Raw genomic sequence first — 13,765 nt, 5'->3', positions numbered from 1 at the left:
TATCTTTCCTGAAATGCATCCCTTCCTTTATTATGCGTATGCGCCACTCTCTCAACGGTTCGCAGGAACACAATTTTCATGATCAGTCAGTACTTTAAAATTTTCACGCAACGCAATACGGTCATTTTACTGCTTCTGGGCTTCGCTTCCGGTTTACCCCTGGCGCTGACGTCCGGCACGTTGCAGGCGTGGATGACGGTCGAAAATGTTGACCTGAAAACCATCGGTATTTTTTCGCTGGTAGGTCAGGCCTACGTGTTCAAGTTCTTATGGTCACCGATGATGGACCGTTACACGCCTTCTTTTCTCGGGCGCAGACGCGGATGGCTGATCCTGACGCAGTTGTTGCTGGTCGTGGCGATTTTCGCGATGGGTTTTATGGACCCTTCAAAAGATTTATTCTGGCTCGCCGCGCTGGCCGTACTGATTGCATTCGCCTCGGCGTCGCAGGACATCGTTTTCGACGCGTATAAAACCGATTTACTGCCACCGGAAGAACGCGGAAATGGTGCCGCCGTGTCAGTTCTGGGTTACCGCCTGGCAATGCTGGTCTCCGGCGGACTGGCATTATGGCTGGCTGATCGGTATCTCGGCTGGCAGCATATGTACTGGCTGATGGCAGGTATGATGCTCATCGGCGTTCTCGCCACCCTGTTGTCGCCGGAGCCTGAAAACACCCAACCAGCTCCGCGTACCATGGAGATGGCCGTCGTCGCACCGCTGAAAGACTTTTTTGGCCGCAACAATGCCTGGCTGATTTTGCTGCTCATCGTGATGTACAAGATGGGCGATGCGTTTGCAGGAAGCCTGAGTACAACATTTTTGATCCGTGGCGTCGGTTTTGATGCGGGGGAGGTCGGGCTGGTAAATAAAACGCTCGGGCTAATGGCAACCATCATCGGTGCATTGTTTGGCGGAATGTTAATGCAGCGTCTGAGCTTGTTCCGCGCCCTGATGTTATTCGGGATTTTGCAGGCTGTTTCTAATGCCGGTTACTGGATCCTCGCCATCACCGATAAAGATTTAACCACTATGGGCGCGGCGATTTTCTTTGAAAACCTGTGTGGCGGTATGGGGACGGCAGCGTTCGTGGCACTCCTGATGACGCTGTGTAATCGCTCATTCTCTGCCACCCAGTTTGCGCTGCTTTCAGCATTGTCTGCCGTGGGCCGCGTGTATGTCGGGCCGATTGCCGGATGGTTCGTTGAAGCTTATGGCTGGCCGTGGTTTTATCTTTTCTCGATTGTAGCAGCGGTGCCCGGTTTACTGCTGCTGGCAGTTTGCCGGCAGACCCTCGAATACACCCAAAATACAGACAGTTTCCTGCCGCGCATTCACTTTGCCGCCCCATATCGCTGGGCATTACGTTGCATGCTGACGGGAAGCTTGTTATTGATACTCTGGCTGATCACGCTGATTGTCGACAGTATGGGCTGGGCATCCTGGCAAAGGCTGGCGACAACCTTGTTAGAAACGGGAGCAGTTATTTGCCTGACTGGCGTTATTTTAGGCAGTCTGCTCGATTTTTTATCTCTGCGCCGTACTGCACGTTCCTGATTTACCGCCATTCATTCGAAATGAATGGCGCGTTTCATTTAACAAATGATCTATAAATAGGACGCAATAAATTAAATTCAGAAAAAATAATATTTTCCGGGATAGTTTTTCTTTCGGGCTTTTCATGCATTTTATTTCACCTGCTTTATACATTAATTTAACATTAATTAAACGTATCGATGAGATATCGCACGACAATTATAATGTCAAAATCTGTCACCCCTTGTTTTTCATCACTATAGAAAAAAATCCATACGCAACATATTGTTGCCCACTGTAAATTGTCACGATCCGTGACATGTGTGACTGCGTTAACATAAAGTGTCAACAGCGCTTTGACACTTGTTTAAGCGTGTTTACAGTCCTGCAACCTTCCCGTAAAATGCCCGCACACCTGAAGCGACAATAGAGCCCTAGTTATTGAGGTCGTTAGATGAGACTTAAGAAATACAATAAAAGTATTGGGATGTTGTCCTTATTTGCCTCCGCGGTAATGTTGAGCGGTTGCAATACGGCATTGATGGATCCCAAGGGAGCAATTGGACTTGAGCAGAGAACGCTGATTTTAACCGCTATCGGTTTAATGCTGATCGTTGTTATACCAGTTATTATCATGGCGTTTGCCTTTGCCTGGAAGTATCGCGCTTCCAATACAAAAGCAAAATACAGTCCTGATTGGTCCCACTCCAACAAAATTGAAGCCGTCGTCTGGACAGTTCCAATTATTATCATTGCCATCCTGGCAACGATTACCTGGAAAACCACCCACTCGCTTGATCCGTTCAAGCCAATCGTGACTGACCAAAAACCGATGACGGTTGAAGTCGTTTCTCTGGACTGGAAATGGTTGTTCATTTATCCAGAACAAGGCATCGCGACCGTTAACGAACTGGTTATTCCTAAAGATGTGCCTGTTCAGTTCAAAGTCACTTCAGACTCTGTGATGAACTCGTTCTTCATTCCTCAGTTAGGCGGGCAGATTTATGCGATGGCCGGTATGCAAACTCAGCTGCATTTGATTGCAAATGAAGCGGGTACGTATAAAGGCATTTCAGCAAGCTTCAGCGGCCGCGGCTTCTCAGGTATGAAGTTCAACACAATTGCGACTCCAACCCGTGCCGATTTCGACACCTGGGTAGCAAAAGTGAAAAGTGCACCGAACCAGCTGGCTACCACTGATGACTTCAACAAACTGGCTGCACAGAGCATCGACAACCCGGTCGAATACTTCTCTGTTGCAAAACCTGGTTTGTTTAAAGAAATCATTGGCAAATACTCCATGCATGACATGAAGGCAGCGCCAGAAGGTCACACCATGCCAATGCCGGCAGGCGCTGACATGAAAGGCATGGATATGGGTGGACAGTCTCACGCAGCCGGAGCCGAGGAATAAACGATGTTCGGAAAATTAACGCTTGATTCGGTTCCGTATCATGAACCGATTATCATGGTCACAGTTGCCGCGATTATTATCGGTGGCCTGGCAGTAGTTGCCGGCATCACCTATTTCGGTAAGTGGAAATATCTGTGGACCGAGTGGCTGACCTCCGTCGACCACAAAAAATTAGGTATCATGTATATCATTCTGGCCTTCGTCATGCTTCTGCGTGGCTTTGCCGATGCCATCATGATGCGTAGCCAGCAGGTGCTTGCCTCTGCGGGCGAGCCGGGCTTCCTTCCTCCTCATCACTACGACCAAATCTTTACCGCGCACGGCGTGATCATGATCTTCTTCATGGCGATGCCTTTCGTAATCGGTCTGATGAACGTGGTTGTTCCTTTGCAAATCGGTGCGCGCGACGTTGCGTTCCCGTTCCTGAACAACGTGAGCTTCTGGTTTACCGCCGCGGCTGTTGTGCTGATCAACATCTCTTTGGGTGTGGGTGAGTTCGCACAGACCGGCTGGTTAGCTTATCCGCCACTGTCAGGTAAGGAATACAGTCCGGGGGTCGGGGTAGATTACTGGATCTGGAGTCTCCAGATATCCGGTGTCGGGACCTTGCTGACCGGTGTTAACTTCTTTGCGACCATCCTGAAGATGCGCGCACCCGGTATGCCGCTGATGAAAATGCCGGTATTTACCTGGGCCGCACTGTGCACCAACGTGTTGATTATCGTGTCCTTCCCGATTCTGACCGTGACTGTTGCACTGCTGACTTTAGACCGTTATCTGGGCACCCATTTCTTCACGAATGATATGGGCGGCAACATGATGATGTACATCAACCTGATTTGGGCCTGGGGCCATCCGGAAGTGTACATTTTGGTTCTGCCAGTATTCGGTGTGTTCTCAGAAGTTACCGCAACCTTCTCCAAAAAACGTCTGTTCGGTTACACCTCGCTGGTATGGGCAACCATCGCCATCACGGTGTTGTCGTTCATCGTTTGGTTGCACCACTTCTTCACCATGGGTTCTGGCGCCAACGTCAATGCCTTCTTCGGCATCATGACGATGATCATTTCTATCCCGACCGGGGTAAAAATCTTCAACTGGCTGTTCACCATGTATCAGGGCCGTATCACGCTCAACGCAGCGATGCTGTGGACTGTTGGCTTCATCATCACCTTCTCTGTGGGTGGTATGACCGGTGTTCTGCTGGCGGTTCCGGGTGCTGACTTCGTGCTGCACAACAGCCTGTTCCTGATTGCCCACTTCCATAACGTTATTATCGGTGGTGTGGTCTTCGGTTGCTTCGCAGGTCTGACTTACTGGTTCCCTAAATCCTTCGGCTTCACGCTGAACGAAAAATGGGGTGTGCGTTCATTCTGGTTCTGGATCATCGGCTTCTTCGTTGCGTTCATGCCACTGTACGTCCTCGGCTTCATGGGCATGACCCGTCGTGTCAGCCAGAACATCGATCCTGAGTTCCACCCGCTGCTGGTTGTTGCGGCATGCGGTGCTGCACTGATTGCCTGCGGTATCCTCTGCCAGCTGATCATGATCTTTGTTTCCGTTCGCGACCGCGACCAGAACCGTGATCTGACCGGTGACCCATGGGGCGCACGTACTCTGGAGTGGTCAACCTCTTCTCCTCCTCCGTTCTACAACTTCGCTATCGTGCCGCAAATTCACGACCGTGATGAGTTCTGGGACATGAAAGAGAAAGGCACCGCTTACAAGCAGCCTGCTAAATATGAACCGATTCATATGCCACGTAACAGCGGCGCCGGTTTCATCATCGCTATGCTGAGTCTGGTTTGTGGTTTCGCGTTAATCTGGGATATCTGGTGGCTGGCAGCGGTGAGCTTCATTGCACTGGCTGCGACCTGGATTGCGAAAAGCTTCGACGAAGATGTTGATTACTACGTGCCAGTTGAAGAAGTGGAACGTATTGAAAACCAACATTATGAACAAATCCGTAAAGCAGGTGTGAAACATGGCAACTGATACTCTGACTCACCACGATGAGGCCCATGCTGAGCATGGGCACCACGATGCAGGTGCAACCAAAGTCTTCGGCTTCTGGATCTACCTGATGAGTGACTGCATATTGTTTGCGAGCCTGTTCGCAACTTATGCAGTACTGGTAAACGGGACCGCTGGCGGTCCCTCTGGTAAAGACATTTTTGAACTGCCGTTCGTACTGGTAGAAACCTTCTGCCTGTTGTTCAGTAGTATCACTTACGGCTTTGCGATGCTGGGCATGAACAAAGGTAACAAAGCAGCGGTTAACGGCTGGTTGTTCCTGACTTTCCTGTTCGGTTTAGGCTTCATCGGGATGGAACTCTATGAATTCCATCACCTGATTGCTGAAGGCTATGGTCCGCAGCGCAGTGGTTTCCTGTCTGGCTTCTTTGCGCTGGTCGCCACCCACGGTCTGCACGTGACCTGTGGTCTGATTTGGATCCTGACCATGATGGTTCAGGTTTCACGTCGCGGTCTGACTGAAGTCAACAAAACCCGTCTGATGTGTCTGAGCCTGTTCTGGCACTTCCTGGACGTGGTGTGGATCTGCGTGTTTACCGTTGTTTATCTGATGGGAGCAATGTAATGAGTCATTCTGCTACTTCCCATGGTGGCGCAAGCCACGGCAGCCTGAAGTCATACGCTATTGGCTTCATCTTGTCGGTTATCCTGACGGTGATCCCGTTTGCCATGGTCATGACCGACACGGCGTCACATTCACTGATTCTGGGTACTGTGGTTGCTTCCGCGATCATCCAGATCGTTGTCCATCTGGTGTTCTTCCTGCACATGAATACGTCGTCGGAAGAGCGCTGGAACCTGGTGGCACTTCTGTTCACCGCTGTGATTATCTTTATCGTCGTTGTGGGCTCATTGTGGATTATGTATAACCTCAACCTCAATATGATGGTCAGTTAAAGAGCCGAGCTGCACGTGATGATTAAGCAATACCTGCAAGTAACGAAACCAGGAATTATTTTCGGCAACTTAATTTCTGTCATCGGGGGATTTCTCCTTGCTGCCAAAGGCAGCATCGACTTCCCACTCTTTCTCGCCACACTGGTGGGTGTTTCGCTGGTTGTCGCATCGGGTTGTGTCTTTAACAACTTTATCGACCGCGACATCGACCGGATCATGGAAAGAACGAAGAACCGGGTCCTGGTGAAAGGGCTTATTCCGCCGAAAACAAGCCTGGTTTACGCGACCATTCTGGGTATTGCGGGCTTTGCGTTGTTGTATATCGGAGCAAATCCGCTGGCCATGTGGCTGGCAGTGATGGGCTTTGTGGTTTATGTCGGCGTTTACAGCCTGTACATGAAACGCAACTCGGTATACGGCACGTTGATCGGCAGCTTGTCTGGCGCAGCGCCACCGGTTATCGGTTACTGTGCCGTTTCTGGCCAGTTTGATACCGGTGCCCTGATCCTGCTTCTGATTTTCAGCCTGTGGCAGATGCCGCATTCGTACGCGATTGCCATCTTCCGCTTCAAAGATTATCAGGCAGCAGGTATCCCGGTTCTGCCAGTAGTGAAAGGCATCTCCGTCGCCAAGCATCATATTATCGTCTACATTCTGGCGTTTATGATTGCGACGCTGATGCTGACCCTGAGCGGTTATGCAGGTTATAAATACCTGATTGTCGCCGCCGCTGTCAGTATCTGGTGGCTGGGCATGGCACTGAAGGGGTATAAAACGGAAAATGACGTGGTGTGGGCGAGAAAACTGTTTGGTTTCTCCATCATCACCATCATGTCGCTGAGCTTCATGATGTCCGTGGATTTTAATTCTGCACCGACATCCTTGCTGACCTACGTTTGGTAACACGCACCTTCAGTGTAACCCGCTGAAATCACAGCTAAAGGCCAGTAGCAATACTGGCCTTTTCTTTTTCTCAGTCTGACAGGCAAACATCGTAATATCTGCTAAAGATCCATCGTTTTACCCAGGCCGGCTTAATCATTAAAATGTCGGATTGTTATTTTGAGGTAGTAATGTGAACGATAACCAGATGACCCCGCAGGAAAGTCGGGCTACATGGGGACTAGGGACAGTATTTTCTTTGCGCATGCTCGGCATGTTCATGGTTCTGCCGGTGCTGACCACCTACGGCATGAAATTATCCGGCGCCAGCGAAACACTGATCGGCATCGCCATCGGCATTTACGGCCTGGCACAGGCTGTTTTCCAGATCCCATTCGGACTGCTTTCTGACCGCGTTGGCCGCAAGCCACTGATCGTCTTTGGTCTGGTCATCTTCTGCATCGGCAGCATTGTGGCTGCTTCCACCGAATCTATCTGGGGCGTGATCATTGGTCGTGCCCTGCAAGGCTCTGGCGCGATTGCTGCCGCCGTGATGGCCCTGCTGTCTGACCTGACCCGTGAGCAAAACCGCACCAAAGCGATGGCGTTTATCGGCATCAGTTTCGGTATTACCTTTGCTATTGCGATGGTGCTCGGCCCGATCATCACCCACGCCTGGGGTTTACACGCCCTGTTCTGGGCGATCGCAGTACTGACCGTTCTCGGCATCATCATTACCGTGGCCGTGGTGCCCTCCCCTGCTACGCACATTCTTAATCGCGAATCAAGCATGGTAAAAGGCAGCTTCGGCAAAGTGATGGGCAACGCCAAACTGCTGAAACTGAACTTCGGCATTCTGTGTCTTCACGTGTTACTGATGTCGAGCTTCGTGGTGTTGCCGCAAGTGATGGAACATGCGGGCTTCCCGCCGAGTGAACACTGGCGGGTGTATCTGATCACCATGCTGACGTCTTTCGTCGCTGTCATTCCGGTGATTGTCTACGCTGAGAAAAAGCGCCACATGAAACAGGTGTTCATGGGTTGCGTGGTTGTGTTGCTGCTGGCTGAAATCGTACTGTGGGCAGCGGGGCTACATTTATGGGCGGTCATCGCCGGTATCCAACTGTTCTTCCTGGCTTTCAACGTGATGGAAGCGATTCTGCCTTCGCTTATCAGTAAAGAATCACCCGCGGGCTACAAAGGCACGGCGATGGGGCTTTATTCCACCAGCCAGTTCATCGGCGTGGCGATTGGCGGCAGCTTAGGCGGTTATGTTTACGGACACGTCGGGGCCGGTGCCGTATTCCTGGTTTGTGCGGCCATTGCCGTCGTCTGGTTGCTGGTCAGTTCTACCATGACCGAACCCCCGTATGTCAGCAGCCTGCGTATTACGCTGTCTGAACTGGCGGTGAAAGATTCCGCCCTGCAGGCACGGATCCTCGCACAACCGGGCGTGGCCGAAGCCGTTGTCGTTCCGGAAGAATTCAGCGCCTACGTAAAAGTCGACACCAAACAGACCAACCGTAAAGCGCTCGAACAACTGGTCAGCGCTGCCTGACGCCTTCTGACATAAGTAATCAGCTGTGTCTGGAAACTGGCACAGCGTTTCATTTTTATCCCCACTGCGTGACACCCTTCACTTAAAAAATTCCCTCAATCGTTATCCTCAAGAATTCCTTAACAAAATTTTGTCAGTGATGACGGCTCTCGGGCCTTTTGAGGATCTCATGAAAACATATGCTCTCGTTGGCACCGGCGGACGCTCAGGTTTATACATTGAAGCGATCACCGGTAAATACCGCCACAACGCAAAATTTGTGGCCTTCTGTGATACAAATCAGACGCGAATGGATTATGCGAACCGCCAGCTTGAGCAGAGCGGCATCGCACGGGTATCTACCTGGAAATCTGCTGATTTCAATACGATGCTCGACGAAACCAAACCGGATATCGTGATTGTCACCAGCATGGATCGCACACATGACGATTATATCGTCCGCGCCCTGCATGCCGGTTGTGACGTCATTACTGAAAAGCCGATGACCATTGATGAACAACGCGCGCTGCGCATTCTGGATGCCGTCGATGCAACTGGCTATCAGGTGCGTGTGGCGTTCAATTACCGCTACGCGCCGCATCACAGCAAAATGCGTGAACTGCTGATGCAGGAAACCATCGGTGAAGTACTTTCGGTGCACTTTGAATGGCTGCTGAATACCGAACACGGGGCTGATTATTTTCGTCGCTGGCACCGTGAAAAACGCAATTCCGGCGGCCTGCTGGTGCACAAATCGACCCACCATTTTGACCTGATGAACTTCTGGCTCAACAGCACGCCGGAGAAAGTTTATGCGCAGGGCGACCTGCGTTTTTACGGTAAAGAGAATGCAGAAAAGCGTGGCGTGACAGAGTTTTATCCGCGTACACATGGCTATCCGCAGGCACAGAATGATCCGTTTGCACTGCATATGGGCGATAACGCCCAGCTCAAAGCGCTGTATCTGGATGCGGAACATGAAGATAACTATTTCCGTGACCAGAGTGTCTTCAGTGACGGCATCAGCATTGAAGATACGTTGTCGGTGCTGGTGAAATATCAAAACAAAGTACAGCTAACCTATTCGCTCAATGCGTATCTGCCGTGGGAGGGTTTGAACGTGGTGTTCAACGGCACCAAAGGCCGCATTGAAATGAAAAGCGTCGAGATGTCGTACGTCAACGCAGGCGGAAAACGCGAGAACGAAGGCAGCATTGAGAAAGCAGAAATTACTGTTTATCCGTTATTTGCCGAACCCTGGAAGGCGGAGTTCCAGATGGGAGAAGGCGGCCATGGCGGCGGTGATAATGCCATGCTGGAAGACCTGTTCGGCGAGCGCAAAGACGACCCGTTAAAACGCGCCGCCGATCACCGCGCTGGCGCGATGTCGATCCTGACAGGAATTGCCGGAAATCTCTCGATGCAGTACGACAAACCGATTTACTTTAAAGACTTCGAACTGGTGAAAAGGCTGCGCCAGCGGAAGTAATCGCCATAAAAAAGGGGACGCAATGCGTCCCTTTAAAATAACCGTAGTACGAAGGCTATCAGTCGCGGAAATTCTTAAACTGGAACGGCTGCCCCAGATCACCGTTGCGGATCAATGCCATTACGGCCTGCAAATCATCACGCGCTTTGCCGGTAACACGGACTTCGTCGCCCTGAACCTGTGCCTGCACTTTAATTTTACTGTCTTTGATCAGCTTGACGATTTTCTTCGCCAGGGCGGATTCAATGCCGGAATGCAGTTTGGCATCAACGCTGTAGGTTTTACCGCTGTGCTCCATCTGCTCAGGAATTTCCAGCGCCCCGCCTTCAATGCCACGTTTGGCTAACTTCTCACGCAGAATATCGACCAGCTGATTTACCTGAAAATCTGATTCGCTGGCCACTTTGATACTCTCGTTTTTTTCATTGAGATCGAAGCTGGCAGGAATGTTGCGGAAATCCCAGCGGGTTTGCAGTTCACGGCTGGCATTTTCCACGGCATTGCGCACTTCCTGCATGTCGATTTCGGAAACAATGTCAAAAGACGGCATAATCGCTTCTCCCTGTAGTTTTTGTGTTGCACGTTATATGGCGTGCATAATACCGCCTTCAACCCCCGATGCCAAACGACAGCAAAGTACCGGACATAAAATGCTCAGAGGGTCAAAAAGTGCAGGTGAAAATGTGATCTACAGCACAAATGTCTATACTAATAAGATAACCGGACAGCAGAATATTCTTTCAACAAACTATTTCATGGCCCTGTTTCGCCACAATTCCCGGGAGGCACAATGAAAATAACAGTATTGGGTTGCGGTGCGCTGGGACAACTTTGGCTTTCGGCCCTCTATCAGCAAGGCCACGACGTTCAGGGCTGGATCCGCATTGCGCAGCCATTTTGTGCCGTTAACGTTATTTCGCCGGAAGGCATTGCTTTTAATCGCAATATGCCTACTAACGACCCGGAACATCTGGCACAAAGCGAATTACTGCTGGTCACGTTGAAAGCGTGGCAGGTTTCCGGCGCAATAAGCACGCTGATGCCGATGCTTAATGATAATTGCGCGATATTACTGCTGCATAATGGCATGGGCACTGTTGATGAATTACCCCCTAACCGTCTGGCGATTTTGCAGGGCGCAACGACCCATGCGGCGCGTCATGAAGGCAACGCAATTGTCCATGTGGCTGCCGGAGCGACGCACATCGGTCCGGTGACTCCGCGCGGTGCGGCGCTGAGTTCACTGGCGGATACGCTGCATAATGCCTTACCGGACGTGGCCTGGCATGACAACATCAAGCCGTCACTGTGGAATAAGCTGGCGGTGAACTGCGTGATTAATCCGCTGACAGCTTTGTATGATTGCACCAACGGCGACCTGCTGGCGTATGCCGATCAGATTGAGCAAATCAGTCAGGAGGTCGCGCAGGTGATGGCGATTGAAGGCGTCGAAATTCACAGAGAATCTTTGCTCAGCTTCGTCTATCAGGTGATTGAATCCACCTCCGCTAACCATTCGTCGATGCTGCAGGATATCCGCAATCAACGTCATACCGAAATCGATTACATTACCGGCTATGTCCTGCGCCGCGGGCGTAAGTTTGGCCTGATGTTGCCGGTGAATACCCGCCTGTTTGAACAGATTAAGAGAAAGGAAAACGATTATGAGCGCGTCAGTTCTGGTCTGCCTGGCACCTGGTAGCGAAGAAATAGAAGCCGTTACCGCAATTGACTTGCTGGTGCGGGCGGGCATTAACGTCACCACAGCCAGTGTCGCAGGCGATGGCAACCTGGAAATCCGCTGCTCGCGCGGCGTGCGTATTCTGGCCGATGTCGCACTGGTAGATGTTGCAGATGATGAGCATGACGTGATCGTTCTGCCCGGTGGCCTCGGTGGCGCAACCTGTTTCAGCGAAAGCCCGCTGCTGGTAGAGAAAGTGCGCCAGATGCATGTCAGCGGTAAAATTGTTGCGGCTATCTGCGCCGCACCGGCGCTGGTGCTGGAGTATCACGATTTATTCCCGGTCGGGAATATGACCGGTTTTCCGGGCTTAAAGGATAAGATTGACCCGAATAAATGGTCCGATCGTCGGGTGATTTTCGATCCGCGCGTTAATCTTCTGACCAGTCAGGGGCCGGGCACGTCAATGGAATTTGCCCTGAAAATTATCGATCTGTTGCTGGGCAAAGCCAAAGCAGCGGAAATTGCCGCGCAACTGGTTCTGGCTCCGGGGATTTATAACTATACTGATGAAGGTGCCCGGGAGTCGTGATCCGATTACCGCCAGTAAAAAGGGGCTCAGCGATGCTGAACCCCTTTTTTACATCCGGAATATCGTTTACGGACGATAGACTTTCACGTTGTTAAAGCCCTGTTCTTTCAGATACAACGCCTGTAAACGACTCATCACGCCACGGTCGCAATACAACAGATAGGTTTTGTTCTGATCCAGATCGCCAAACTGAGTGGCCAGTTTGTAGAACGCCAGCGGCTTCACTTCAACGTTTTCCAGTGCCAGCGGCTGGGCTTCCACTTCATCCGGTGCCCGGACATCCAGAACGACGTCTGTTGACACGAACTCAGCCACAGTTTCCACTTCCGGTACCACTTCCGCCGCCTGTGTAGCAATTTCGCGAATATCGACATTGCGCGCTTCGCTGACCACTTTATCCAGCACGTCAAAATCGAACATCGCTTCTTCGGCTTCGATTTTTGCTTTCACCGCTTTCACCGTCGGGCTTTTCGAAATCACACCGCAGTATTCCGGCATGGTTTTCGCAAAATCTTCCGTACCGATTTCACGGGCAATCTTGATGATGTGCTCTTTATCGTGAGAAATCAGCGGACGCAAAATAAGCGTGTCAGAAACATTGTCGATTAAACGCAAATTGGTCAGCGTCTGGCTGGAAACCTGCCCCAGCGCTTCACCGGTGACCAGTGCCTGCACGCCATAGCGCTCAGCAATGGAAGACGCCGCACGCACCATCATACGTTTCAGGACAACGCCCATCTGACCGTCTTCAACTTTTTCGAGGATTTCACCGACGACCGGTTCGAAATCAACCGCGATAAAACGCACCCGGTGCGAGCTGCCGAAACGGTTCCACAGATAATGCGCCACCTGTTTCACACCGATTTCATGCGCTGCGCCGCCGAGATTAAAGAAGCAATAATGCACACGACAGCCGCGACGCATCAGCATATAACTGGATACACCGGAGTCGAAACCACCAGAAATCAGTGACAGCACATCTTCCTGCGTGCCAATCGGGTAACCGCCCTGACCCTCGAGGCGGCTTTTCACCAGCACCAGCTTATCGTCGTTAATTTCCAGTTTCACCGTGACCTGCGGATCTTTCAGGCTGACCTTCGCTGATTCAATGTGCTGATTCAGGCCACCGCCGACATAGCGTTCAACCTCGGTAGACGTAAAATCATGTTTACCACGACGTTTAACACGCACACAGAAAGTTTTGCCTGCCACTTCATCACGGTAAGCTTCCAGCGCTTGCTCGAAGATGTTGTGGACATCGGTGTAAGGACGGTCTTCAACTTCTTCAACATAACGGATACCTGGAATGCGGCAGAGCAATTCCTGAATCAGGTCGTGTTTGCTTTCGTCTTTGCTGCGAACTTCGATATGATCCCAGTGGCGGACCACCGCCAGCGTCTCATCATGCGGTCGCACGATATTGCGAATGCTGCTCGAGAGGATCTTAATGAAGCGCAAACGCACAGATTGGCTCTTGATGGTGATTTCAGGGAACAATTTAATGATAAACTTCATGGCAGTCTTTTGTTAGCAGGTGAAAAAACGGGGTAGTAAGTCGCTGAATAAGGATCTAGGATCCTATTATTGCTAAGCCAAATGTTCATTTTGTGTCACATTGGGCTTAGCAATAATATCTGCGGCGCAGAGTATATCACTTAAAATGGGTACTCTGTGCACAAAACCCTGCAGCAGATGTCATGCTG

General features: G+C 51.0%; 12 protein-coding genes. 10 read left to right on the top strand and 2 right to left on the bottom strand.

Translation table 11 applies throughout. The features are described 5' to 3' along the window. The first annotated feature begins 78 nt into the window (after positions 1–78). The 8 genes from ampG to HGO41_RS05320 all read left to right on the top strand — a co-directional run bounded on the left by ampG (position 79) and on the right by HGO41_RS05320 (position 9,789). On the top strand, positions 79–1,557 hold the full coding sequence (gene ampG, locus HGO41_RS05355; protein ID WP_037036815.1) for a muropeptide MFS transporter AmpG: 1,479 nt from the start codon (positions 79–81) through the stop codon (positions 1,555–1,557). 433 nt (positions 1,558–1,990) lie between these two features. Then, positions 1,991–2,950 carry a cytochrome o ubiquinol oxidase subunit II gene (gene cyoA / locus HGO41_RS05350; protein ID WP_013576645.1) on the top strand — a complete coding sequence of 320 codons (960 nt, stop codon included), beginning with the start codon at positions 1,991–1,993 and terminating at the stop codon, positions 2,948–2,950. A gap of 3 nt (positions 2,951–2,953) precedes the next feature. Beyond that, a complete protein-coding gene (gene cyoB / locus HGO41_RS05345; protein ID WP_013576646.1) occupies positions 2,954–4,945 on the top strand; it encodes a cytochrome o ubiquinol oxidase subunit I in 1,992 nt (663 codons plus the stop codon). Continuing rightward, positions 4,935–5,549, top strand: coding sequence for a cytochrome o ubiquinol oxidase subunit III (locus tag HGO41_RS05340; protein ID WP_013576647.1), 615 nt, complete (start codon positions 4,935–4,937; stop codon positions 5,547–5,549). The genes cyoB and HGO41_RS05340 overlap by 11 nt, the downstream gene beginning before the upstream one ends. Then, a complete protein-coding gene (locus HGO41_RS05335; RefSeq protein WP_013576648.1) occupies positions 5,549–5,881 on the top strand; it encodes a cytochrome o ubiquinol oxidase subunit IV in 333 nt (110 codons plus the stop codon). Before HGO41_RS05340 ends, HGO41_RS05335 begins: the two co-directional genes overlap by 1 nt. Before the next feature lie 18 nt (positions 5,882–5,899). Beyond that, a complete protein-coding gene (gene cyoE / locus HGO41_RS05330) occupies positions 5,900–6,784 on the top strand; it encodes a heme o synthase (protein ID WP_013576649.1) in 885 nt (294 codons plus the stop codon). Between the two features lie 172 nt (positions 6,785–6,956). Then, positions 6,957–8,321 (top strand): MFS transporter, encoded by a 1,365-nt coding sequence (locus tag HGO41_RS05325; RefSeq protein WP_013576650.1) that lies wholly within the window; start codon positions 6,957–6,959, stop codon positions 8,319–8,321. Between the two features lie 169 nt (positions 8,322–8,490). Beyond that, positions 8,491–9,789 (top strand): Gfo/Idh/MocA family protein, encoded by a 1,299-nt coding sequence (locus HGO41_RS05320; protein ID WP_015690310.1) that lies wholly within the window; start codon positions 8,491–8,493, stop codon positions 9,787–9,789. 58 nt (positions 9,790–9,847) lie between these two features. Here HGO41_RS05320 and HGO41_RS05315 read toward each other — a convergent pair whose 3' ends face one another. After that, entirely contained in the window at positions 9,848–10,339 is a 492-nt protein-coding gene (locus HGO41_RS05315; protein WP_013576652.1) for a YajQ family cyclic di-GMP-binding protein, read from the bottom strand. A gap of 240 nt (positions 10,340–10,579) precedes the next feature. Between HGO41_RS05315 and panE the strand changes: the two genes are divergently transcribed. Together panE and yajL are read left to right on the top strand one after the other, a co-directional pair. Further along, positions 10,580–11,491 carry a 2-dehydropantoate 2-reductase gene (gene panE / locus HGO41_RS05310; protein WP_112151721.1) on the top strand — a complete coding sequence of 304 codons (912 nt, stop codon included), beginning with the start codon at positions 10,580–10,582 and terminating at the stop codon, positions 11,489–11,491. After that, the gene (yajL, locus tag HGO41_RS05305; RefSeq protein WP_013576655.1) at positions 11,454–12,062 is read left to right on the top strand and encodes a protein deglycase YajL; all 609 of its coding nucleotides are present in this window, start codon (positions 11,454–11,456) and stop codon (positions 12,060–12,062) included. The genes panE and yajL overlap by 38 nt, the downstream gene beginning before the upstream one ends. Positions 12,063–12,128: 66 nt before the next feature. Here yajL and thiI read toward each other — a convergent pair whose 3' ends face one another. Then, complete coding sequence (gene thiI / locus HGO41_RS05300) at positions 12,129–13,577, bottom strand: tRNA uracil 4-sulfurtransferase ThiI (RefSeq protein ID WP_013576656.1); 1,449 nt, start codon at positions 13,575–13,577, stop codon at positions 12,129–12,131. Between the last annotated feature and the right edge of the window lie 188 nt (positions 13,578–13,765).

This window comes from Rahnella sp. CG8 (assembly GCF_023701875.1).
In the GTDB taxonomy this organism is placed as follows: Bacteria; Pseudomonadota; Gammaproteobacteria; order Enterobacterales; family Enterobacteriaceae; genus Rahnella; species Rahnella aceris.
The sequence above is the reverse complement of the archived record's forward strand: the minus strand, read 5'-3'. Positions and strand labels throughout refer to the sequence as shown.